The organism is Methanolinea sp. (assembly GCA_016699325.1).
Taxonomy (GTDB): Archaea; Halobacteriota; Methanomicrobia; order Methanomicrobiales; family Methanospirillaceae; genus UBA9949.
Genome location: CP064971.1, coordinates 1158890 through 1181327, shown reverse-complemented (window position 1 = coordinate 1181327; position 22438 = coordinate 1158890). Strand labels below are relative to the sequence as shown.

Genomic DNA, 22438 nt, shown 5'->3' with positions numbered 1-22438 from the left:
CGGTTTTTTTAGGAAATTAGCCCCGAATCGTCATTAGAAATTTTAATGTTTTTTGTGACGCCAGATCACTCAAAGGAGTCCGGAATGGCTGACGCATCCAAAAATATCCTAAAAGAATACGAATTCGACCACTTAATTTATATACCTGAAAATAAAATCCATTTTTTGGTGCACCGATTCCGCGGGCGAAGCCTGCCTGAAAAGCACTAAACAATCAAGGTGGCATCAATATTGGCAGTACTCCAGGCAAAGCAATGACGGGGCGGTTGTTCGGTACACCATTTTGAAAATACTACATCCTGATAAAAAAGGTATCGGATCGTATCGGGCAGCACTGTCTGCCCGAAATCTCTTTTTCTTCTAAAATGTGTTGAAACCTGAAAATACCTGAGCTATGGATTCAATTTTCAACCAAGCCTTTTTGTGCCGGAAAAAATTGTTTGGCGCCGATTCCATGGATTTCGATCTGGCCTGTGGACCGCGGCCCGGGACATCTCAATGATTCAGCGGTTCTAGGGACAATGAAGGCATCTGGTGAGGATGCGCTCTTCCAGTATCATGGCTTCCCGACGATTTCGACAAGGGTTATCTGAAAGACCAGATCTTTCCCGGCAAGAGGGTGGTTCTCATCAACGGTAGTTGTCACCTCGGTGATATTCGAGAATTTCAGATAACCAATTGTACCGTCTGGTTTCCTCCAGATATACTCCTCACCAATACCAGGGTACGTCATGGGCACCAGGTTTCGGTCTGCCTCGAGCTGATCTAGGGTCTGCCTGATCGCATCTGTTTTCAGCGTATTCACCAGATCCGGATGATAGGGCCCATAGCCTTTCTCAGGGGGAATGGTCACCGTTATTGTCTGGCCCGGTGTAAGCCCGATAACCGCCTCTTCAAAACCGGGAATCACCATTCCCTTACCGATAGTGAATTCAAGGGGTGTCTTATTTTCATTCGTATCAAACAGCGTCCCATCAGGGAGTGACAAAGAATAAAAAACCTTCACCGTATCCCCCGTCCCTGCAAGTGGCTGCGGTGTGGATGTGCAGCCGGAGAGCAGGACGAATGCGATGCATAACGTTATAATGCAGAAAAACCCCTGCAGAACCGTCTTCTTCCAGGTCATAAAAATAAATTCGTTGAAATGGGAGATATGGCTTGCTCTCGTTCCACAAGAACCGCTTGCCTTTTTTTCTGAAACATCCAGTGTAATTTACCCTGATTCCGGGTAAAATTATCCTGATTGAATTAATTTTTATAGTGGAAGCCCGAAATTTTCATAATACGCGGATGTGATGTTCACCATGGCAGAAGAAGGATACCGAGAAGCTGAGGTCAAGGGAAAAAAGGTCAGGTGGGACCCTGAACAACTGAGAAGAATCCGGGAACATCCCTGTTTTTCCGAGCGGGCCTGCCATGCCTTCGGGCGGGCGCATGTTCCGGTTGCCCCCGCATGCAATATCCAGTGCAACTACTGCATCAGGGATTTCGATTGCGTGAACGAGAGCAGACCGGGGGTTGCCTCAAAGGTCCTCTCCCCCGATGAAGCCGTGGAATTGATCCGGAATGCCATAAAGAAGTATCCTTACATCAAGGTCATCGGGATTGCCGGACCAGGAGAGCCGCTTGCCAATGAAGCAACCTTTGAGACGCTGCGACGGCTCAAGGAGGAATTTCCAAACGTCATCAAATGTTTAAGCACCAATGGTCTCCTCCTCCCGGAAAAAATAGACCTGTTGCAGAAATATGATGTTGGAAACGTCACGGTGACTCTGAATGCCATCGATCCTGAGATCGGGGCAAAAATTTACGAGTATATCATCTATAAGGGAAAAAAATACACCGGAGAGGAAGGGGCCAGGATCCTCCTCGAAAACCAGCTCAGGGGAATTGAGATGGCGGTTGAACGGCACATGATCGTCAAGATCAACACCGTGTACATCCCCGGCATCAATGAAGACCACATCCCTGCAATCGCTAAGAAGGTCGGCGAGATGGGAGTTTACAATTTCAACCTGATCCCGCTCATCGCACAATACAGGTTTGCCGACATCACACCGCCGACACCAGAGATGAAGCGGAAGATGCAGGACGAGTGTGAGAAGTACGTCAGGCAGATGCGGCACTGCCAGCGATGCCGTTCCGATGCGATCGGTCGCCTCGGCCACGATGTCCAGTCCTGCCTCTACCAGGAATAATTTTTGGATATTTTGCTACACTCCATCACCGTTTTTCCAAGATTGTCGCAGGATCTCAAGGGTCCTTACTGTTGCAGGAATTGCCACCAGCGGAGTTACGTCTGGGCGGGCTCTACAGTTCTTCAGCCTGGCTTTTATATTACATGAGCAGATCATCGGCGGAGAGTGAGAGATCATTCATGGCGAGAATGAACCGTCCCATCAACATTTCGACGATTTCTGCCCAAACCTAATCGTTCCTGCAGGGGATCCCGAAAACAGGTTGCTTTGAGGTTCCTCGGCCTCGTTTCATTCCCGCGTTCCGGACAACCTTTCGCTTATTCTTCCACCTGACTTCGCCACCTTTTTCGTATTTCCATCAAATTAGATGACTTAACCCAATTCGCCAGAAGCAATTTACCAGTGATTTGACGCCTCCGGGTGACCATATCTCCTGATAAAATCTCCAAGAATTGGGTGTATTTCCGGGGAGAAGCTGGAAATGATCTTGACAGGATACCCAGAAGAGGGGTATATGATCGTAAGTGTCGAATTCGTGGAGATAATTCTTGAGGGCTTTCAGATTTTTCACGACAGGATCTTTTACAGAAAAGTGATGTCAGACTGGACAGGACTTTGGTGAGGAAAACGATCAGCACCTACCCGGCATAGGCTCGGTTAACTCCGGCCTCGAATCATTCCCTTCTCTTCATCACCTGCTCCGTCCACGCTGAGTGGCCGACCGCAAACACCCCGTACATTAAATAGTTTGGGTGAGGGGTGTCACCCGGGTATTTACTCCACAACCGGCTCACTTCCTCCATCGGCCTCCCTCACCATCGGGCAGACATTGCATCCTTCCATTTCACCGAAGCAGAAGATGAAGCGGTCACGGATTGATCGCGGCAATTCCTTCTCAGGAATAGGTACCCACCCAAGTTTCTTGTAGAACGAAATGAGAACCAGGGTGGAGTGAATGTAGATCTTCTCGTGACCGCATGCATTCAGCAGTTCCTGAACGACAATCCGGGCCAGGCCGTTCCCCCTGTAATCGTCCAGGGTAAAGACGCAGTCCATCTCATTTCCATCCGGGTGACGTGTGAACCGGGCCGTAGCACCCAGGTTGCCATTGATAAAGGCACCAAAGATCCGTTCGGTGGCAGGGTTTGCCTTCTGACCTCTGTACTGTTCCCAGACCTTTTCGGCAAGCGGGAATTCGCCAGGAGCCAATTCACGGGAGATCAGATCCATAATTGTCCTGGGTTGTTGGGGGCAATAAAACCCGGTACATGAGAACCTGTGTCGGGAAGTACAGCTGCATCCTGTCCCGGATCCTGGCGATAACGACTCTTATCCCCCTAAATTTTGATTGTCCCTGGATGGATGCAAAGGTTCAACCCCTTGTCCGAAGAATACAATATTCCATGACTAGTCCCGACACGTTAACTCGTCACCTCCAGGAAACGGCGCTCGAAAAGGGCGCCGATCTCTTTGGTGTTGCCGCTTCAGACTGCTTTCTCAACCCGCACTATACCGGGAACAAACCTCAGGATGTCATGGAGTCTGCTCGTTCTGTGATTGTCATCGGGGTTGCCGTCCCTTCCGGGAGCATCGATCATCTCCCTAGGGGGAGGGCAGAGTATACGAATACCCTGATGGCCGGGACTGCAACGCTCCGCGTGATCGCCTTTCACCTGGCGCGGGAGATCGAAAAGAAAGGGTATTCAGCCACCATCGTTCCAACCGAAGGCAGCGAGTTCGGGTACTGGTATGCCGACCGGGAGACCCTAATGGCAGATATCTCGATCAAGTATGCCGCGTTCTGTGCCGGCCTTGGGTCATATGGGATCAACCACCTGCTGATAACCGATGCATATGGTCCACGGGTGAGGATGACGGCCATCATCACCGATGCTCCCCTCGATAAAAGTGGTAACTCGTTCCGCCCGCTGCTGTACGAAGGATGCAGGGATTGCATGAAGTGTGTTGAAGCGTGCCCGGTAACTGCCTTCACAGCAGATGGAATGATCGACCGCCATCGATGTGCTGACTATATGTTCCAGACCCTCGGGGGCCTCCGGTGCGGGCTCTGTGTCAGGGCATGCCCGGCCGGGCGGAGAGGGTAACCAGCAGGAACCGCGGCCCCCGGTTCCCTGGCATACTCCTTTTACAGGCAAACCCCCGGACGTATCTCATTTATGCTCCACCGTTCAACACATTCCGGATACCCCCCGTTCCCCGTTGCATCAACCGCCTCAGTTCCACTATTCTTCTCAAGGACACGACCTGACAGGCGATCAATGAATTCGTGCGAGCAAACTGCGCGAAATGTTGTAAACTTCTTACAAGCTTTGAGTTCCGTGGCGTAACCATACTCCTGAACAAACCCATGGGCCCGTGTTGCAGGATCAAGAAAAAAAATATTGATGCCGTTTGTGAAACCCATGGACCCGAAGCTTTTTGAAGTGAGTGCGGAAGATAACGATTTCGAATTCCTGCGATCAATACCAAAAAAAAGAACAGCCATGATACGGTAAAATCGAGTCCTGTATCCGGCATCGCCCGGGTTGCGTTGCAGATATCATTCTCACGTGGGGGGTTGGTTTGAGAAATGTTTTATATTCACCGGTATACTTCAGGATGCCAGCAGTCCGTTCGTGGATGGCAGATATTTTACGTGAGATTATGATCCGTGTGAAAGATATACCTGAGGCTACGCGGTGGAGGATGGCAAACCATGTCCTTACCCGCCTTGTCGTCACGCTGGGTGAGGATTCGGGTAGCAATGATGTTTCTGCATTCCGTGACCGGATGTTTTCCGAAATGGGACAGGAAATCCGCGCCATCGCCTCCCGATACAAGATGCCACGCGACAATGCCGCACATCTAGTCCAGACCCTTGGGATTATCTCGGTAGTCTTATTCGGGCCCGAGTTCGAAACAAAGTATATCGAGGGATTCCCTGATGAAGCGGTCATCCGCCTGACCGAATGTGCCATGTTCCGTGACGTCAGTGCACACGACATCTCTCCCATGCAGGTGAACAAGGTCTGCCAGGCCTATGTTCAGCACGCTATCATGGCCCTGAACCCAGAGTTCACGGTGACGATCAACCGCGCCCGGTGCCGCGGCGATTCGTTCTGCGAGATGATCATCGGGAGAAAGGAGCAATGATCTCTGTATCTTCGACCGGGCGGGTATGGACATAATCCATCATGCCGATTTATGTCGATTGAGCCAGGAGCCTCTGGCTTCCCGGAGCAAGGTGCAATGATTTTTATGCAGGGGCACCCGTTCCTGTGAATATTGGGGGAAAAGGGGAGGTGAATCGCTTACCTGAGTAACTTTTTACACGAACGTTGAAGTTGCCAGGGACGGACAGAAATAATTTGTGGTATTGCGAAGATGGAGAGGATTGCACCCACAAGGAGCAGGACAGAGAGGATATGGGGTGAGTAACCTTTCACCGCATGCTGTAACTATATCATCCGAATAATCTCACCCTGATCGACCATCGTGAAAAACCAAGCAATATCGAACCGATAAATGGATTTATCAGCAGGATACCAATTAAATATACCATTCACCCTTTCCCCTCCGTCTTTGGCTGGAGGCTAAGCGTTCATGGTCCATCTATTGCCTATCCATCAACTGATCAACCAATACCCCCTGTGCTGATGATATCTCCTGCACAAGGACGGACCAGTTACCTGATCAGGGTTGTAAGAAACCGCCCGCACCTCGACCTGAACTTTTATATATTCCACCGGGGATGGTATAGCAGTGGAATGCTGGACATTGCCGAGCTCACGGTGAAAGCCGTGGAACAGTACAAGGAGAAGATGACCCGCATCTGCCTTGAGTGCCCTCGTTACCCCAGGAACTGTCCTCCCAGGCGATGCCCGAATTATACGAGTGTTAAACTTCCCGCCTGCTCCAGTAAAGCGACGCTGTTTGGTATAATACGAGCATATACCTGATATTCAAACGGGTATCACCATGTCTTTTAAAAGGTCCGCAAGGCCGGTCAGAAACCGCGTATAAGGTTCCCGGACCTTCCATTTCGAAGAAACCAACAGCCAGCTCTGTCCTGCTGTGTGAGAAGAAAAATTGATTGATTATTCGGTTGGGACAAAAGCGCTCTTGCCAACCTTTGCATAGACACCGCAGACAGGGCAGATATAGCTGTCCGGCAAATCTTCAAACGCTGTTCCCGGCTTGATCCCGTTCTTCGGCTCACCCCGCTCAGGATCGTACATGTATCCGCATGCGATGCAGCGATACCGTCCCGTTGGGGCTTCCATCGCAGTGAATGCAGTCTTCCCTATCCTTGCCTTCCCGCACACAGGGCAGGTGTAGTCCTTCGGGAGATCTTCAAACGCTGTTCCCGGTGGGATACCGTTCTTTGGTTCCCCCCGTATGGGATCGTAAATGTATCCACACGCTTCACATCTATACGGCCTCATTTTTTTCATAACAGTTCCCCATATATTTTGTTGCTCGGTGCAACACAAAATTGAAGATCGGATGAGGTAATAAATACATCCATATCGCTATTCGGGTCCCGGCACGGACGGTCAAAGGATTGGGCGGCGAACAGGTGCATGAAGAAGAAGCTTCCGATCCTGAAGAGGACGGTTACCGTCCAAGGCAGCCTGGATCTCTGGGTATATTTCCGGTCCTTCAATGACCAGCTGGAACCGGGAACCTGCTGGCATGCCTGTTCACCGGGTCGGTTCCGGCAGGATTGCCCTTTCAGGAGAACGGGCCGGGCAGGCTGCCGCGGCCGGTCATGATGTCATCCTGGTCAGGGAGAAGGCATCCCCGGATGACCTCCCAGGTAATGCCGCCCAAAAAAAGGGTTGCTCGGGGTGCCCGCACCTCGCATGCTGCAGTGGTAGCCCGGCAGATGGAGAGGATTTGCGTGGGTGTACTGCGTAAAAACCCCGAAATCGACTGCTTTCCGGAAATTGTGCAGCCTGAGCGACAAAATATATGGGAAAGGCGAAGTGATCGCCCCGATTAAAATTTATGGGAAGGTCATCATCTGGGCCGTTATTTATGCTGAGGAGAAGCCCCCCGATCTCGTAGCCGGGATCCGGGCATGGGAACAGGAGATACAGGTTAAACCTGAGTCAGGGGATATTCCCGTTCCGGAATTTGCCGGCAAGGTATTTCATGAGGGGGTAGACGCCGTCGGCCATTGGATGGACCTCCATGAAGTCTTCAAATGAGGCGATACCGGTTTCCTGTCGTATCAAGAACGCGCTGTATGCGGCAATGATGCCTGCTGCCGGTGCAACGGTCTGGACCCCGCACACCTTCCCGGTCCCGGGGTCAGCGGATACCCGCGCAAACCCGGTCCGGCCTGAGGGGACCGACCAGAACGTTCCCGGTCCGGCTGGTCCTGGTGTCATGGCCGATACGGCAGAGGATGTCTCGCCGTCCACGAACGCGTATTCCTGGAAGAGGTTCATGGACCGGGGTATCGCCGAATAATCCATCTCCCGCTCCCGTCCGAGGATATTTTCGGCAGCCACGATCCCTTCAGCCCGGGCGACAGGGGTGAGGCGGGGAGAGCCGGTGACATCACCACAGGCATACACGCCGGGCATGCTGGTACGCATCTTCCTGTCGACGATGATCTCGCCATTCGGTCTCTTGTCGATGCCGACAATCATATCGGACCGGGCGTTTAAGCCTGCTGCAATCAGCACGGCGTCACAGGACAGTTCCGTGACACCGTCCTCTCCTTCGAGCACGACTCCCGCAACCCGGGTATTTCCTCTGATCCCCTTCAGGACAGTATTTTCCAGTATTTTCGTCCCGGAAAGTTCGTTTCGGGCGAGATGAACCAGTTTCGGGTGAAACATCTTGAGAAACCTGCTGCGGCTGACCAGATGAACCTCAACTCCGAACTCCTGGAAGATAAAAGCAAGTTCGGCGGCCATCACCCCCCCGCCGATAATCACCAGGCTCCGGGGAAGGGCGGCCATATCGGGGATGGAATGGGGGGTTATGACACCTTCGAAATCGATCCCGGGGACCCGGGGAATGTTTGGTTCTGAACCAGTGGCGATGATGACGGCATCGGTTGCGATTACATCGCAGTCGATATACATCGTGCCGTTTTCGAACCGCCCCTCCTTTCCGTAGACGATCGAGACTCCGGCTTCCCGTGTCTCGGCATCGAGGATACCGGCAATCTTCTCCTGGACCCTCTTCATCTCGGCAAGAAGACGGGGGAACTGGATGTCCGGCACCGATGAGAGAATTCCGAGGGAGTGAAGGTTCCTGGCCGCAGCATGTACACGCGCTGCCTCGTTCAGCGCACAGACCATCATGCAGCCGTAATGGAGACACTGGCCGCCGATAGCTCCTTTCTCTACCAGGGTAACCTCCTGTCCGCTCTGGGCAAGACGGAGCGCTGCCGTCCTACCGGCCGGTCCCCCTCCGAGAATCCCGGTCACTCCAGCCGTTCGCATCAGAGGATCTCTACTCCCTCATCCATCGGCTCGGAGAGAATCTCGCCTGAAAAGGCATTTATTTCCAGGATCTTCTTGCCTTTGATCTGCCAGACCGGGATGTACATCTGCTGGATTTCGATCCCGAGGTTCTTCCGGTCAGGCTTGATGACCTTATCTTCGTAGAAGATGGCATCCCCTTTTACCTGCTTTATCCGGACCTTTTGAGTAAGTTTCTCGATAAGCCCCTGGGTTATCTGCTCGGCAGCGTCTTCTCTGGAGATCCGTGGTTTCACGACTTCGGATCCGGCAGGGATTTCTGATTCGGTGAAGTTCATGCCTTCTGAAGGCACCCGCATCCCGTTGATAGCATTGATGGCACCGGAACCCTCGGAATCAAAGGGGATGCGGTGATCCTGGTAGACCTTTTCCCCGGAACTCTGGTAGGTGAAGAACCAGTATGGCAGAAAGCGCAGGGATATGCTTCCCTGGATGCCGGCGATCTGCTGCGCGGACTGCTTGTTGACCTTGATCGGGAGGTGCGGGAGTGTAATGCCGGATGAGACCTCCAGGGAGGGTTCCCGTGCACCGGACGCTTCGGAGGCCTCCGGGACTCCCGCAAACGAGAGCAGGAGGGTTCGCTCCAGGACCCGTGCAAGGGCAGCCTCTCCGGCATACCGGATAAATTCAGTCGATCCCCAGCGGATACAGTGATCGGCCCTGGCGCTGTCATTGAGGGTGAAGAGGAGCTTCTTGCAGTCAAGCTCCTCATTCTCAATTTTCAGGCAGTACTTTGTCCTGTCGAATTCCTCGATTTCCGAAGGATTGTTGGAGCAGAGGACGAGGAGGGTTTCCCCCTCACGCATCGCCGAGAAATCGAGGGGAGCTTCAACATCCTGCACCTCAAACCTTGCGGTTTCCAGAATGGCCTTTACCGCATTTCCTGCATTTTCCCGCAACTTTCCTTCCATCAACCATACATTTCCTTCAGCATATAGAACAATTTTTCTATTGCGATGAACGGTGGTTGAATGATGAGCCTTCCCCTTAAATTTGTCAATCAGAAGATCCTGGAACACGCTATGGAGGTTACCTTCGACCCGCGGGATGGCCGGGATATGGTGGCGCATAACTTCCTGCCCATCCCCCTCCGTGAGTTCGGGGATGTGATTGGCCGTTTGCGGGGATGCTTTCAAGACAGGCGCATACGTGTGGGCAGCCTTATCAGCGCTCTGGAGCAGGGGAAAACAACGGAGATTTCCGGATATTGCCCGGATGGACAGGAATCGTCGCTGTCCGCAGTTCAAGGCTCGATGGGCTCCTGATGAGCAGGGAGCGCTCTCCCAATCCTATCGGGGAGGGGTCATGGAGATCGAAAGAACGCATCCCGAACCGGTTCACCCAGCTGGGATCTCTAGATCCGGAGCCAGCTCGAGAAAAAGTTCCAGTACATGGTGAAAAACCGGATGAAACCCGAGGCCTCGGAATAGAGTGCCGTGAACCCCTCTTCTTTTGACCCCATCACCACCAGAGCCTGTTTTCCATCGATGATGAACACACCCCCTGCCAGGCTTTTCTCGGTCGCAGCCCCAGAGTCAGGGGGTGTCATTACCGTTACGTGGATCCGGTCAGGAACCGGAGTTGTAAACCGGTCGGTGATGATATCGACCTGGATGCCTTCATGCAATGACAGCAGGGTCGTGACCAGTTCCTGTTTCAGGTGGTCCCAGTAGAAGAGGATCTGAACGCGTTCCTGTGCACCCCGGAGAAGTTCGAGGAGGCGGGAACGGATCTGTTCATCCCCGTGAATGCTCCAGATGAGCTCCTGGTCGCCACGGGCAGGTCGCGCCGCCTTGAGGAATACCCGCGAGAGCTCGGTCCTGGCCCTCGTGGCATCGGACTCGATCAGCCGCAGCAGGGAGTTGACGGCATCATCGGGTTTGACAGGGTTGAACCGTTTTGGGGTGGACTGAGAAATCGAGACCAGGCTTTTCTGTGAGAGGCGTTCGAGAACCGGGTAGACCGATGCGCGGGGCACACCCGACAGCTCATGAAGTTCGGTGGCTGTTGCACCCGGGGCCTGGAGTAATGCGACATACACGAGCGCCTCGTACTTGGTCAAACCGAGGGTCTTCAGCGATTCTACAATCGAGGCTCCGGGTGTTGCGGGTTCCACCATCGAATACATATATATAGGGTTGATTCTTAAATGTTGTTATCGCAAAAACAACAAGGGGAAATACCATGAAATTTGCTTATTTGGGGATTCTGGTTATTTTAATCGGGTTTATTATGTTTCCGGCAGAGGCGGGGACAAAATATATGTCCGGTGGTCCCAAAATGACGGCCTCGATTGCCGGGAGCAACGAAGTGACTCCCGGAGACGATGCTACGATCCGGGTGAACATCGAGAATAACGGTCTCATCGATATCAAGTTCGTCCAGTCCGGCATCGTCGACCGTGACGACCTTCCCAATACGGCAAAAATGGTCCGGGTACGACTTGAAAGCGGAAATTCCCCCATCACCATCAAGTCCGGCCCCCAGATGATCGGTGATATCCGGGGAGGCACCCATGTCCCGGTCCTGTTCCCGGCCAAGGTGGACTCCACCGCACGGGCTGGGATATATATTCTCCCGCTCACCCTGGAATACACATATCTTCGCGAAGCAGAGCAACATGGCCAGGACAGCATAGTCTATACCTACAAGGAAGTCACCGAGACCATCGGGCTGCCGTTGACCATCAGCCCCAGAGCATTCCTCGAAATCGAGGACATCACTGCCAATGACCTGAATGCCGGCAATGAAGGATACCTCATCCTCCGGGTCCGGAACACCGGGCATGGAGATGCAGGTTCAGCCATCCTCAAGATCACCCGGAATGGCAACAGTCCGGTCATCCCCACGGACAGCAGCGTTTTCATCGGTGATTTTCCGGTCAACGGCACGGTCGATACACGGTTCAAGGTATCGGTGTCCCGGGAAGCAGGAGCACAGAGCTACCCCCTCGATGTGTTCCTGGTGTACGAGGATGATGCCGGTGATACCGTTTCTTCTGACAGGGTGACCATCGGAGTACCTGTCAGGGGGAAGATCGAATTTGCCGTTACCCGGAATCCCGGGGCGGTGCAGAGCGGGGATAAGGCGGTTATCGAGGTTGAATACCAGAATGTCGGGGAAGCGACCGCATATGGCGCCCAGGCCCGCATCAGTGCGGTTGATCCCTTCACCAGCAATGACGACACCGCATACCTCGGGGATATCGCCCCCGGTGAGAGAGCTGTTGCCCGCTATGAAGTAGCCGTGAGCAGTTCAGCGACCCCGAAGGAATACGGGCTTGACTCGGAGATCCGGTACCGCGACGCCCTCCATAACAGCCAGATATCCGATTCGATGAAAGTCACCGTTGTCGTCAGACCGGCACCGGCCCTGCTCCCGCTGGTTATCGTCCTGGTGCTGGTTCTTGCTGGAATCGGAGCTGTTTATTATTTCATGGCAAGAAACAGAAAGAGCTGATGAAGTGCTGGAAAGGACCCATCCCTCCTCCTGATATCAGGACCATCGAAGACATGGTGCCGGTCCTGGCCGATCCGACCTGCAGGGAGACGGGACCGCTCTATTTCATGTACCGCGACCTTGCCCTTACCGGGCAGGACCGCAGGTGGATGGAAAAACACCGTATCCGCTACGATATCACGGTGATATCGCCCCGGGACCTGTGTGGCGAACTGGCCAAGACCAAAGGTCATTACCACCCTGCCGCTCCGTCCGGTCTAGGGTACCCGGAGATCTACGAAGTGCTTGAGGGCAGTGCCCATTACCTCCTCCAGAAGAAGGATCTTTCCGACATCGTCATGGTCCATGCCAGTCCCGGGGACATTGTAGTTATTTCCCCCGGATACGGTCATGTGACCATCAATGCCGGGCAGTCGGACCTGGTCATGGCAAATCTCGTTTCATCGGCGTTTTCCAGTGAATACGGCGAATACGAGAGGAGGAGGGGTGGCGCCTACTACGAGCTTTCCGGGGGAAACCTGGTCCGGAATCCCGCATACCAGGGAGTTCCGGGGCTTCGCAGCATCAATGCTTCGAACCTGCAGTCCCGCCTGCCCCTCCCGGACAGGGGGCTCTACGAGCTGGTGGGAACCGATCATCTCGCGTTTCTGAACCATCCGGAAGAAGGAAACGAACTGTTCAGTCTGTTCCAAGAAGCGTAGGTGCCGGGAGCCGCTTGTGCTCGCTCGCCTTTACCAGGGAAAGGATCTTTTCTTCGATAGGATTGCTGCTCTTCCAGCCGTTATGCGATAGTGAGCGGAGTGCGGCATCGATCTCGGGATAGGCAAGCCCGATCTCGCTTTCATCCTGCTGCCCGACCCAGAGCCCGGCAGACGGAGGTTTCCTGATGATCGGTTCAGGTATGCCGAGGTCATGGGCGTACTCGTAGACTTCTGTTTTGTACAGGTGAAGGATGGGCTGGATGTCGGCGGCATCGTCACCGTACTTTGTGCAGTATCCGAGCAGGTACTCGGTCCGGTTCGAGGTTCCGCAGACTAGACGCCCGTCCCTGTTCGCATGGTAGTAGAGGATCGCCATGCGGGTTCTCGCCATGAGGTTCCCGAGAAGGTATGGGGACTGGGTGAACCCTGGCAGTCCCCGGTACGCATCGAGAATCGGTTCAATGGATATGACCCGGTGATCCATCCCGAGCTTGCTGCAGAGAAGGCGCGAGTCTGTGATATCCTCCTGCGGCGTCACCGCTGCGGGGAGCGTCAGACCAAGCACCCGCCCACCTCCGAGCGCACGACAGCAGAAGGCTGCGGCCACTGCCGAATCGATACCCCCTGATATTCCAATAACGATCTGCTCCAGCCCGCTGCTCCAGACTGCGTACCGGATCATCTGCTCGATCCGGCCCATGGCACATCCGCGGTCCCCGTCCATCATACACCACTCTCACGTGAAATCGATTAATCTTTTGAGATGTACCAGGCACTGGCGGCTATCACTGAATCCCCTTCGACCAGGACTTCATCCATTCCCGGGGCTGATTAGCGAGCGGGATAACCCAACGATACCTGTGACCCGGAACCCCGGGGCGTTCCTCCACCCGACCGGCCATCGTGGAGATGGTGTTTTGGCCCGTTTGCACACCCACCTTCGGGGTGTTTTCGGAAGGTCCAGGATAACAGCGATCATACCGGACAGGACCATTCCCCCGATAACCTGGCCTCCGGAGGACCGGAGGAGGGAAACGTAAAATGCACCTGCACAAGAGATATCTGCCAGCTGGTGGGATAGGGATGGTGGAAGGTCGTGGGAAAGGCGGCTATCCAGGCGGTAAAGGGGGGAAGTGCGAGAGGACCTTAGCCGGCCGGAATGCATGGAAAAGGCGCCAGAACATTCCCTTCCTGGCACCGATCATCGGAGCACCTCCGAGACCATCCGGCATGTCCTGCACTCCCCGATGAACGGTTCACCGCAGCGATCACAGGTGAGGGTTGCAGGTGCTCCACCCTCACCGGCTTTTCTCAACCGCTCGCCGAGGTTAACCAGCGAGTACCGGGTGGCTGGGTGGCGCCATGCGTAATCGTTGAGCAGGTTCCTGACATCAGCCCGGAGTGCATTGTGAGCATACGGGCACCTCCCGATCTCGAAGCCCTTGACATGGAGAAGTGCATACAGGGCTACTTCCCGCTCCGGGATATACATAAACGGTTTGATCCGGGGCACCAGTCCTTCAGCAGCCCCGGCCGGGCGGAGCAGGCGGTCAGCATCGCCGCGGAGGACATTCATCAGCACGCTCTGGGCTTCGTCATCGAGGTTGAAGCCGAGCGCAAGCCGGGTGATGCCCTGCTCTTTGGCAACCCTGTTCAGGAGATGTCTTCGCAGAACCCCGCAGTAGGAACAGGAGAGCCGATCGCCCTTTTTCATGACGATCTCATCAACGGTAATCCCGAAGTATTCCGCAAATGAAACCGGGATGTGCTCGACCCCAAGGCCTTCTGCAATACTCCGGGCGATCGAGAAGTCCCGGTATCCTGCGATACCTTCATCGATGGTAAGCGCCGTCAGGGTGACGTCCCTCCGTTTCCTGAGCAGCCCGACCAGGAAATGAAGGAGCGCACTGCTGTCCTTTCCCCCCGAGATCGCCACCCCGATCCGGTCACCCGGACATATCCACCGATGCTGCCGGATGGCACGTTTTGCCTTGGATTCGAAATCCGATACAAAGTGGGCCCTGCAGAGGTGGAGACCGGAGTAGCGCTGGAAGATGATGGCGGAACGCCGGCACTTGCTGCACGGGATATCTGGCAATCAGATCAACCTTTATTTCCCGTATAGATAAAAATGTGTAGAATAGATGGGAATTTCTGCCGATACTATCCGGGGACTTCACCGCTACGAAATCCGTATCCTGATGATCCTTGAACGCCTGATGCGGCGATACCGCTGGGTCCCGCTCGATACTCTCAGGAGGACGATCGGCCTTTCCGAATCAGAGGTGTCCTACCGGCTCGGCAGGATGATGGCAATGGGTCTCGTGCGGTTCGATGCCGTGCCGTACGAAGGGTATTCCCTCATCTTCCAGGGCTATGATGCCCTTGCGCTAATCTCCCTTTCCAGGAAAGGTACGGTCCAGGCCCTCGGCCCGCTCATAGGAGAGGGTAAGGAGGCGGTGGTCTACGGTGGCCTCGGGCTTTCCGAGCTGGCCCTCAAGTTCCACCACGTTGGCCAGCGCTCGTTCCAGTCCCCCCGGGTCAAGCGGGAATATATGCCCGAGGAGGGTCACTGCCCCTGGATCTTTGCCTCCCGCCTCTCGGCCGAACGGGAATTTGAGGCGCTCAGGACGCTCCACCCTGCGGTCAGCGTCCCTCTTCCTGTTGATATCAACCGTCATACCGTGGTCATGGAGTATATTCCCGGAGCCACCCTCAACCGGTGCACCCTCGAATCCCCCAAAGAGGTCCTTTCGGAAATTCTCGAGAATGTCCGCCTGGCGTACGGCAACGGAATCATCCATGCCGATCTCTCCGAGTTCAACGTGATGCATGACGGTTCCCGGGTCTATCTTATCGACTGGCCGCAGTGGGTCGGCATCGATCACCCCAATGCGGCAGAACTCCTGGTGCGGGACATCGGGAACATCACCCGTTACTTCACCCGGAGATACGGCACTGATGTTCCTGCGGATGAAGCCCTGGGCGAGGTTACCGGATGAGGGTGTATGGTATTGATGTCATCAAGGGCTCGGTCCGGTCCCGTTCGCGCCGCCCGATGTATGCCCTGGTGAAAATAGAGGACGGAAAGATCCTTTCTGAATCGGAAGTGACAGGGTTTCGCCTCTTCCGAATCCTTTCCGAAGAACGGCCCGATATTCTCGCGGTCGACAGCCTCCAGGAGATAGCCGTTGACCAGCACGACCTGTACGCGTTCCTACAGTCCCTTCCTCCTGCGGTGAGGCTGGTCCAGGTCACCGGGGGGGAGCGGAAGGAGACGCTTGGGAAGGTTGCCAGCCGGTTCAACATCAGCTTCGACCGGTTTAACCCATATGATGAGGCGCGGACCATCGCCCGCGTGGCAGCGCTTGGTGCAGGTGCAGAAGTCATAGCCTTCGAAAACACGAGCGATATCGTGGTGAGCCGCCATCGCTCTCCCGGGAAGGGAGGATGGAGCCAGAACCGGTATGTCAGGAAGATCCACGGTGCCGTTCAGCAGAAGGCACGGGAGGTCGAAATGGCCCTGGTCGCCGCAGGCCTGCACTACCATAAGAAAGAGACACGGGCGTTTGGAGGCAACAGCCGGGTCTCGTTCGAAGTCTCGGCTCCCCGCGACCAGATCCCTGTCAGCACCTTCCGGGGTGCTGATGTCCAGGTGCGCATCAGCGGCAAGCGCCTGGATCGGATCACATTTCGTCCCCTCTCGGGAAAACCGCGGTACCTGATCGTGGGAATCGATCCTGGAACGACTACCGGAATTGCTGCCCTTGACCTCGATGGCAACCTCCAGTTCCTATCAAGCTCGAGGCAGATGGCCATGTCGGAGGTCATCGAGGCCATCTACAAGGTCGGAAAACCCCTGATCATCGCCTCCGATGTCCACGAAATGCCGTATTCCGTGGAGAAGATACGGAGGGCGTTCAACGCTGCGGCCTACACTCCGCGGCAGGATATGAGCGTTGAGACGAAGCTAGAACTGACCGCACCGTTGCCGTACCAGAACGACCATGAACGCGACGCCCTTGCTGCAGCACTCGAAGCTTTCCGGAGCCACCGGAACAAGTTCCAGAACCTCCTGCGCCGTGTCCCACCGGGTTACGATCTCGATGAAGTCCGGGCCGGGGTTGTCCGGGGCCAGGCGCTCGAGCAGGTTCTTGCCGATATAAGGGGAAAGGAGAGGCCCCGCGAGACCGAGGCCCCGAAGATCGAGATCGATGCCAAGCGGGACGAACGGATCAGGATCCTCGATGGCACGGTCAAACGCCTGAAAGGGGTCGTCCGTGAACTGCAGGAAGAGGTCCGCAAGAAGGATCACGAGGTCATCCGGCTCCAGTCGCGGATAAAGCGGATCCGGTCCCGTGAAGACCAGAAGATGCGGAGGGAAGCGGAGCTGGCCACACGGGACGCGATAATTGCCAACCTCAAAAAGAGGCTCAGGAGGGAGGAACGGACGGTCCAGAAACTCCGGAAACGGATGGAGAAGATACTGGTCCATGAAGAAGCTTCTGTCGATGAGCGGATGGTCCCCCTCAAGTCCCTGTCATCCCTGACCCGGGAAGGGGTGAAAGCGCTTTCTGACGAGCTTGGTATCCGGGAAGGGGATATCCTGTACGTGCAGCGGATTGATGTGTGGGGACGGAGTGCTGCCCGGGAGCTTGCACAGATGGGTATCGATGCCCTGGTGACCAGGGTTCACGAGTATGCCCGGATCGATCCCCAGCTCGTTGCCATATTCCGCGAAGCCGAGGTCCCGCTGGTGAATTCCGATTCGGCAGGGATCGTCATGAAGGGAAATATCGCCTATGCCGACCGCGACCGGCTCGATGAAGCGGTGCGTTCCTGGGAAGAGGGGCAGAAAGAGTACAGAAGGGAGAAGAAGGAACAGCTCCTGGAGGATATTTTCAGGGAGTACCGTTCCGAACGGGGCAAGGAGATGAAGAAGGGTGGATGAGCGAGAGTTGAGGAAGGTGGTAAGAGAGGTGATCGGCTCCGAGCACACGCTCGATGATTGCGCGGTCTTTCCCTGCGGTGCCGGGTTACTGGTCACCACCACCGACATGCTCCACGAGGAGACCGACTTTCCCCCTGGCATGACCGACTGGCAGAGGGGATGGATGGGTGCTGCAGTGACCATCAGCGATATCGCGGCAATGGGTGCCGATCCGGCATGCGTCCTGATGGCCGTCGGGCTCGACCGGAGCGCCCGGCTCCGGGATATCCTGGAGGGGGCCAAGGCCTGCTGCGAGCGTTGCGGAGCGGTCCTTGCCGGAGGCGACCTCGATTCCCACCGCGAACTGACTATCGTGAGTTCTGGGATCGGGTTTGCCGACCAGGTTGTCCGGAGAGGCGGAGCACGACCCGGCGACCTCATCGGTATTACCGCCCTGCTTGGCAGGGCACAAGCCGCACTTGACGGGTACCGCCATTACGAGCGGTTCCTGTTCGAACCCATGCCGAGGTGCGAGGAGGGCAGGATCCTGGCCCGGGCAGGAGTTACGGCGATGATGGATATCAGTGATGGGCTGGTTGCATCGCTTCATGATATGCTCGATGCAAACGAATGTGGGTTTTCCATCGGTTCTGCCTTGCTGCCGCCAATCGAAGGAGTCGATCCTGGCAGGAGCAGGGAGTATGCCCTTTTTGGCGGCGGTGATTTCGAGCTGCTGTTTACCTGCCCGCCCCAGATCTTACCCTTATCCGGAGTGGAAATACGGGTTATTGGGACCGTTATCGAGGAGCATACCGTCCGTATCGATGGAAAAGTCGCATCTCCCCGCGGATACCTGCACACGTGGGATGAATAATCGAGCCAGATATTTTTTCATTTCACCTGAATGGTGGGAAAGGTTTTATCCATTGGGTCGGAAAAAGTACATCAAAATGGAGGAATCATGGTCAACAGAATAACCCTTGTGAAAATCGTTTTCGTTCTTCTTATTTGTACAGCAATCACCGGGTCTGCTGCTGCGACAGGATACTCTGTATCCGTGTCTGCGTACGGAAACGGTCTGCCGTCAAGTCAGTTTTCACCGTCAAAGCTTTCCGTATTGAAGGATTACGCCGCCATAAAGGGAACAACAAGCGCCTTTTCAATAACAGGCATGAATAAGATCGACAACCCTGGTTTTACACCGTCCCAGGGTTCGGTTTCCGCCTATTCAAAGATGAACAGCATGCAAAAAACAGATAAAGGTTGCATTGCAATGGAAATCAGCGATCGGGTCTCGATGTCGGGGTCTATCTACACATTTGATTACACGATCTCATTCTTCTAATTTTTTTAACACTCAAGCGTATTCCTTTTTAAATCTCCTTTTTTCTGTTTTTGATGAGAATACTGGGTTCTTTTTTTCTTAAAACGCGGTTAAAAAATTATATATACTATAAAAATTCACAAACCTGTTAAATAACAATCAAGGTGGCGAAATGAAGCGAACATTTATGTTACTGGTATTTTTATCTCTCGTTCTGGTGTCGTTTGTCGGAACGGCACAGGCAGCACGAACAATACCTGCCAGCAATGAAACATCCACACTTATTGTCGAAGTGACGGCATATGCCGATACTTCTCTCAGGGCCCGGACAGACCTGGTTCTCTGCCAGGGCAACGAGGACTTACGGGATAATCCGCCTCTCAACAGCAGCGGCGAAGGGGTCAATTGTATCATCCATCAGGAGCATACCATGGCCACCTCCGGTTCTACCTATTATGCCAAGGATATCATGGTTGATACCGGAAACCAGATCGATCCGGCCAACAACCTGAAAACAACCCGGCACATTGATTTCTCGGCAACTTCCGATGGCACTCCGGCAGGGAATATGTACTCAAGCGAGTCCACAACGGTAACCTCGACATCGACCGCATATACAGGGGCAGGATGTTGCAACTGGGGGATACAGGACAGCGCAACCCTCTCGTCAACCTGCGACCAGGTAACAGCCGGAAGCGAAGTGAGCCTGTACGAAGGAGAGGTTACTTCCGACAGTTCGGCAAGGATCATTGCTGCATTTATCGAGGAGCCGGTAGAGATAACGTATTCGGTCAACGTAGGACCAAGTGCCCAGACCGGTGAAGATCATGCAAAGGGTTCGGCTACCGCGTATGTTGAGGCCGATATAACGGAAGGGAGCGGGGATGGAACCGCTGAGAGTACCGATATGGGCTATGATCAATCGACCACAGTTCGCGGTTTGATCGATCTGGTCATGGAAGTCAGTTTCTCAACCGGTGGATCCTGATCCACAATCTTACCATTTTTTTGTGATAGTCAGGTAATACATACCTGTTTGTACTGAGGCTTCTCGTAAACGATACACCAGTCCTTGGGGCGTGCATAACGTATCACCAGACAGCTTCGTAATCCCAAACCAGGGCTGGACTGATGAGTCTTTTGCTTCGTTTTACAATCACTTTGTCGCCACCATACGTAGCAGCAACCAGATCAAAGAGCGCTACGACCGAAATATACCGGTAGAAAGAGCAACCTTGCGTTTAACCTCCAAAAAGAATTTACTCACCGTGATACGACGGCCAGATCGTCCGGATTGCCAGGATTCGTCCCATTCTTGCATCCTGGTTCTGGGGATTGATACTGAGTGCTGTCTCAAAAGTTTTCACTGCATCGGTAATCTTTCCTGCTTTCATTAGTGCATACCCTTTGTTTGACCATGCATCGCTGTTATCCGGGTCGATGGAAATCGCCCAGTCAAACATACTGACGGCGTCCTCAAATCTCCCTGCCCGGTAGAGTGCAAGACCTTTGTAGATATAAGCCTCAACATTGCCGGGTTCCAGGGAAAGGGCACTGTCATATACGGTGATCGCCTCGAGATAATTGCCGGCACCGATGAGCAGGTATCCTTTATTGAGCCTGGCAGCAACATTGGCAGGCTGGATCTGGATAACTTTGTCATATAATTTTATAGCTTCATCGTAGTTGTTGTTGCTTCCCAGTGCATAGGCCTTGTTCATAAGTGCTGGGACGTTTTCAGGATCCTTATCGAGAATTGCATCGTAGTAATGGATTGCTTCATACGTTCTCCCCAATGACTTGAGTGCGGAGACTTCGTATACCCACGCATCGGTGTCATTGGGGTTCAACTCAAGGGCTTTCCGGTATGCCCCGATCGCACCTTCAAATTCTCCAGTCCTGTGAAGTGCATATCCCAGGCTGAACCAAATATTCGGAGAATTGGCATCGAGCAACAAGGCTGACCTGTATGCGGGCACGGCGTCGTTGAACCTGCCGGAGGATGCAAGTGAATGGGCTCTGGTAACCCAGGCAAGGTAGTTCTCTTTGTCAGCTGCAAGCGCATGATCGCTCGCCTCGATTGCTGCTTCAAAGTTACCGGTCTGGTACAGGGCGTTTGCCTTGTATCCCCACGTAGTGCTTTGAGAGGGGTCAATTTCAAGAGATCTATTATAGGCTTCGAGAGCTTCATCATACCTTCCGATGAATGCCAGCAGGTACCCCTTGTTCGCCCAGACAACTGCATTGTCCGGTTCGATTGCCAGGGACTGGTTATACGCTTCCAGCGCCTCCTCGTTCTTTCCCAGGTTGATGAGGGAAGTCCCTTTATTGTTCCAGGCAACGCTGTTTCGCGGATCGATCTCAATAGCTTTTTCGGCTGAACGTAACCCCTCATCGTAACGACCCTTATTGTTCAGGACAAAAGCCATCTGCGCCCAGAAATTGGTGTTTCCTGGAGAGAGTTCCGTGAGCTGGTCGTAGAGGGGCAGTGCATCATCGTAACGCCCCAGTCTCACCAGCAGCGAAGCTTTGGCGGACAATGCTGTGATGTCGCCGGGACTCAGCTGTAATATCCGGTCATATTCCCTGAGCGCCGTTATGGAATCCCCGGTGAGGAGGGAGAGCTCGGCAAGCGATTTTGCTGCGGGTATGAACCTGGGATCCACGGAGAGGGCATACTTGTAGGATCCTTTTGCACCAGGAAAATCCCCCTGTGCCCACAACAGGTCACCGCGATCTTTTGCCGTAATTGCCCGACCCGGATCGAGTGCCAGTGCCCGGTTGTATGCAGACAGGGACTCGTTGTACCGGCCTGTTGCGGCCAGAACCTGCCCTTTGTAACCCCAGATAACAGGGGAGTCCGGGTTCTGCAGGAGTCCCTGCTCGTAGACCTGCAGGGCTGTTTCCGGGTCATTGTTCAGGAAAAAGATACTCCCCTTGTAGGCCCATACCGGTGCCAGTCCGGGATCAAGCAGCAGAGATTGGTTGTACGCGACGAGTGCTTCTTCATACCGTTCCGTTTTCTGGAGAAGGATTCCTTTCCTGGCCCACAAGGTAGCATTAGACGGTTCTATTGCAATGAGTTCATTATATGTTTTCAACGCCCGGTCCACATCTTCCTTATCTGAAATATTGATATTTTCGGGTTCCTTCGGTTGAAACGAGAAAAAACCAGATACAGCCAGCTCTGAGATATTGATGGTGGAATGGTTCGCCGTTTTAGGGGTTGTACATCCGGATAGGCCAATGCACAGGAGCAGAGTGCCGATGACCAATATCGGTGTAATCTTCATGTTCACATTATTTGATGACCATTCTATAAA

At 54.1% G+C, this 22438-nt stretch carries 22 protein-coding genes; 13 read left to right on the top strand and 9 right to left on the bottom strand.

What is annotated here, in order from left to right; translation table 11 throughout:
* Positions 1 to 556: 556 nt before the first annotated feature.
* Entirely contained in the window at positions 557 to 1126 is a 570-nt protein-coding gene (locus IPI71_06235) for a peptidylprolyl isomerase (protein QQR70290.1), read from the bottom strand.
* A 178-nt stretch (positions 1127 to 1304) separates the two neighbouring features.
* On the opposite strand from IPI71_06235, the gene nifB reads away from it, so the two are divergent.
* Entirely contained in the window at positions 1305 to 2198 is an 894-nt protein-coding gene (gene nifB / locus IPI71_06230) for a nitrogenase cofactor biosynthesis protein NifB (protein ID QQR70289.1), read from the top strand.
* 774 nt (positions 2199 to 2972) lie between these two features.
* On the opposite strand, the gene IPI71_06225 is transcribed toward nifB, so the two are convergent.
* Entirely contained in the window at positions 2973 to 3428 is a 456-nt protein-coding gene (locus IPI71_06225) for a GNAT family N-acetyltransferase (protein QQR70288.1), read from the bottom strand.
* 173 nt (positions 3429 to 3601) lie between these two features.
* Between IPI71_06225 and IPI71_06220 the strand changes: the two genes are divergently transcribed.
* Both IPI71_06220 and IPI71_06215 read left to right on the top strand, forming a co-directional pair.
* Positions 3602 to 4303 (top strand): epoxyqueuosine reductase, encoded by a 702-nt coding sequence (locus tag IPI71_06220; GenBank protein QQR70287.1) that lies wholly within the window; start codon positions 3602 to 3604, stop codon positions 4301 to 4303.
* Between the two features lie 559 nt (positions 4304 to 4862).
* Positions 4863 to 5351 carry a hypothetical protein gene (locus IPI71_06215; protein QQR70286.1) on the top strand — a complete coding sequence of 163 codons (489 nt, stop codon included), beginning with the start codon at positions 4863 to 4865 and terminating at the stop codon, positions 5349 to 5351.
* A 944-nt stretch (positions 5352 to 6295) separates the two neighbouring features.
* On the opposite strand, the gene IPI71_06210 is transcribed toward IPI71_06215, so the two are convergent.
* Positions 6296 to 6652 (bottom strand): rubredoxin, encoded by a 357-nt coding sequence (locus IPI71_06210; protein ID QQR70285.1) that lies wholly within the window; start codon positions 6650 to 6652, stop codon positions 6296 to 6298.
* Between the two features lie 129 nt (positions 6653 to 6781).
* Here IPI71_06210 and IPI71_06205 point away from each other — a divergent pair, with 129 nt between their 5' ends.
* Together IPI71_06205 and IPI71_06200 are read left to right on the top strand one after the other, a co-directional pair.
* On the top strand, positions 6782 to 6973 hold the full coding sequence (locus IPI71_06205) for a hypothetical protein (protein ID QQR70284.1): 192 nt from the start codon (positions 6782 to 6784) through the stop codon (positions 6971 to 6973).
* 47 nt (positions 6974 to 7020) lie between these two features.
* The gene (locus IPI71_06200) at positions 7021 to 7203 is read left to right on the top strand and encodes a hypothetical protein (protein QQR70283.1); all 183 of its coding nucleotides are present in this window, start codon (positions 7021 to 7023) and stop codon (positions 7201 to 7203) included.
* A gap of 109 nt (positions 7204 to 7312) precedes the next feature.
* Here the strand turns inward: IPI71_06200 and IPI71_06195 are convergent, their stop codons facing one another.
* Positions 7313 to 8647, bottom strand: coding sequence for an NAD(P)/FAD-dependent oxidoreductase (locus tag IPI71_06195; GenBank protein ID QQR71967.1), 1335 nt, complete (start codon positions 8645 to 8647; stop codon positions 7313 to 7315).
* Positions 8648 to 8661: 14 nt separating this feature from the next.
* On the bottom strand, positions 8662 to 9600 hold the full coding sequence (locus tag IPI71_06190; GenBank protein ID QQR71966.1) for a hypothetical protein: 939 nt from the start codon (positions 9598 to 9600) through the stop codon (positions 8662 to 8664).
* 72 nt (positions 9601 to 9672) lie between these two features.
* Here IPI71_06190 and IPI71_06185 point away from each other — a divergent pair, with 72 nt between their 5' ends.
* Positions 9673 to 9966 (top strand): hypothetical protein, encoded by a 294-nt coding sequence (locus IPI71_06185; GenBank protein ID QQR70282.1) that lies wholly within the window; start codon positions 9673 to 9675, stop codon positions 9964 to 9966.
* An 89-nt stretch (positions 9967 to 10055) separates the two neighbouring features.
* Here IPI71_06185 and IPI71_06180 read toward each other — a convergent pair whose 3' ends face one another.
* Positions 10056 to 10817 carry a TrmB family transcriptional regulator gene (locus IPI71_06180; protein QQR70281.1) on the bottom strand — a complete coding sequence of 254 codons (762 nt, stop codon included), beginning with the start codon at positions 10815 to 10817 and terminating at the stop codon, positions 10056 to 10058.
* 68 nt (positions 10818 to 10885) lie between these two features.
* Here IPI71_06180 and IPI71_06175 point away from each other — a divergent pair, with 68 nt between their 5' ends.
* Both IPI71_06175 and IPI71_06170 read left to right on the top strand, forming a co-directional pair.
* The gene (locus IPI71_06175; protein QQR70280.1) at positions 10886 to 12160 is read left to right on the top strand and encodes an S-layer protein; all 1275 of its coding nucleotides are present in this window, start codon (positions 10886 to 10888) and stop codon (positions 12158 to 12160) included.
* Positions 12160 to 12861 carry a glucose-6-phosphate isomerase gene (locus IPI71_06170; GenBank protein ID QQR70279.1) on the top strand — a complete coding sequence of 234 codons (702 nt, stop codon included), beginning with the start codon at positions 12160 to 12162 and terminating at the stop codon, positions 12859 to 12861. The genes IPI71_06175 and IPI71_06170 overlap by 1 nt, the downstream gene beginning before the upstream one ends.
* On the opposite strand, the gene IPI71_06165 is transcribed toward IPI71_06170, so the two are convergent.
* Positions 12839 to 13585: an NAD+ synthase gene (locus tag IPI71_06165; protein QQR70278.1), complete on the bottom strand. Its 747-nt coding sequence runs from the start codon at positions 13583 to 13585 to the stop codon at positions 12839 to 12841. The genes IPI71_06170 and IPI71_06165 overlap by 23 nt on opposite strands.
* Before the next feature lie 477 nt (positions 13586 to 14062).
* Positions 14063 to 14950: a TIGR00269 family protein gene (locus IPI71_06160; protein QQR71965.1), complete on the bottom strand. Its 888-nt coding sequence runs from the start codon at positions 14948 to 14950 to the stop codon at positions 14063 to 14065.
* A gap of 55 nt (positions 14951 to 15005) precedes the next feature.
* Here IPI71_06160 and IPI71_06155 point away from each other — a divergent pair, with 55 nt between their 5' ends.
* The 5 genes from IPI71_06155 to IPI71_06135 all read left to right on the top strand — a co-directional run bounded on the left by IPI71_06155 (position 15006) and on the right by IPI71_06135 (position 20103).
* Entirely contained in the window at positions 15006 to 15863 is an 858-nt protein-coding gene (locus IPI71_06155) for a serine/threonine protein phosphatase (GenBank protein ID QQR70277.1), read from the top strand.
* Entirely contained in the window at positions 15860 to 17812 is a 1953-nt protein-coding gene (locus IPI71_06150; GenBank protein QQR70276.1) for a DUF460 domain-containing protein, read from the top strand. Before IPI71_06155 ends, IPI71_06150 begins: the two co-directional genes overlap by 4 nt.
* A complete protein-coding gene (gene thiL, locus IPI71_06145; GenBank protein ID QQR70275.1) occupies positions 17805 to 18665 on the top strand; it encodes a thiamine-phosphate kinase in 861 nt (286 codons plus the stop codon). Before IPI71_06150 ends, thiL begins: the two co-directional genes overlap by 8 nt.
* 87 nt (positions 18666 to 18752) lie before the next feature.
* Positions 18753 to 19136 carry a hypothetical protein gene (locus IPI71_06140; GenBank protein ID QQR70274.1) on the top strand — a complete coding sequence of 128 codons (384 nt, stop codon included), beginning with the start codon at positions 18753 to 18755 and terminating at the stop codon, positions 19134 to 19136.
* A 151-nt stretch (positions 19137 to 19287) separates the two neighbouring features.
* Complete coding sequence (locus IPI71_06135) at positions 19288 to 20103, top strand: hypothetical protein (GenBank protein QQR70273.1); 816 nt, start codon at positions 19288 to 19290, stop codon at positions 20101 to 20103.
* A gap of 271 nt (positions 20104 to 20374) precedes the next feature.
* Here the strand turns inward: IPI71_06135 and IPI71_06130 are convergent, their stop codons facing one another.
* Positions 20375 to 22408 (bottom strand): tetratricopeptide repeat protein, encoded by a 2034-nt coding sequence (locus IPI71_06130; protein ID QQR70272.1) that lies wholly within the window; start codon positions 22406 to 22408, stop codon positions 20375 to 20377.
* Between the last annotated feature and the right edge of the window lie 30 nt (positions 22409 to 22438).

Coding starts and splice junctions, on each gene's coding strand:
- IPI71_06210 (QQR70285.1), bottom strand. CDS start 6,652: ATGAAAAAAATGAGGCCGTATAGATGTGAAGCGTGTGGATACATTTAC.
- IPI71_06205 (QQR70284.1), top strand. CDS start 6,782: ATGAAGAAGAAGCTTCCGATCCTGAAGAGGACGGTTACCGTCCAAGGC.
- IPI71_06175 (QQR70280.1), top strand. CDS start 10,886: ATGAAATTTGCTTATTTGGGGATTCTGGTTATTTTAATCGGGTTTATT.
- IPI71_06170 (QQR70279.1), top strand. CDS start 12,160: ATGAAGTGCTGGAAAGGACCCATCCCTCCTCCTGATATCAGGACCATC.
- IPI71_06225 (QQR70288.1), bottom strand. CDS start 3,428: ATGGATCTGATCTCCCGTGAATTGGCTCCTGGCGAATTCCCGCTTGCC.
- IPI71_06150 (QQR70276.1), top strand. CDS start 15,860: ATGAGGGTGTATGGTATTGATGTCATCAAGGGCTCGGTCCGGTCCCGT.
- IPI71_06140 (QQR70274.1), top strand. CDS start 18,753: ATGGTCAACAGAATAACCCTTGTGAAAATCGTTTTCGTTCTTCTTATT.
- IPI71_06155 (QQR70277.1), top strand. CDS start 15,006: ATGGGAATTTCTGCCGATACTATCCGGGGACTTCACCGCTACGAAATC.
- IPI71_06130 (QQR70272.1), bottom strand. CDS start 22,408: ATGAAGATTACACCGATATTGGTCATCGGCACTCTGCTCCTGTGCATT.
- IPI71_06235 (QQR70290.1), bottom strand. CDS start 1,126: ATGACCTGGAAGAAGACGGTTCTGCAGGGGTTTTTCTGCATTATAACG.
- IPI71_06220 (QQR70287.1), top strand. CDS start 3,602: ATGACTAGTCCCGACACGTTAACTCGTCACCTCCAGGAAACGGCGCTC.
- IPI71_06185 (QQR70282.1), top strand. CDS start 9,673: ATGATGAGCCTTCCCCTTAAATTTGTCAATCAGAAGATCCTGGAACAC.
- IPI71_06135 (QQR70273.1), top strand. CDS start 19,288: ATGAAGCGAACATTTATGTTACTGGTATTTTTATCTCTCGTTCTGGTG.
- IPI71_06165 (QQR70278.1), bottom strand. CDS start 13,585: ATGGACGGGGACCGCGGATGTGCCATGGGCCGGATCGAGCAGATGATC.
- IPI71_06215 (QQR70286.1), top strand. CDS start 4,863: ATGATCCGTGTGAAAGATATACCTGAGGCTACGCGGTGGAGGATGGCA.
- IPI71_06200 (QQR70283.1), top strand. CDS start 7,021: ATGCCGCCCAAAAAAAGGGTTGCTCGGGGTGCCCGCACCTCGCATGCT.
- nifB (QQR70289.1), top strand. CDS start 1,305: ATGGCAGAAGAAGGATACCGAGAAGCTGAGGTCAAGGGAAAAAAGGTC.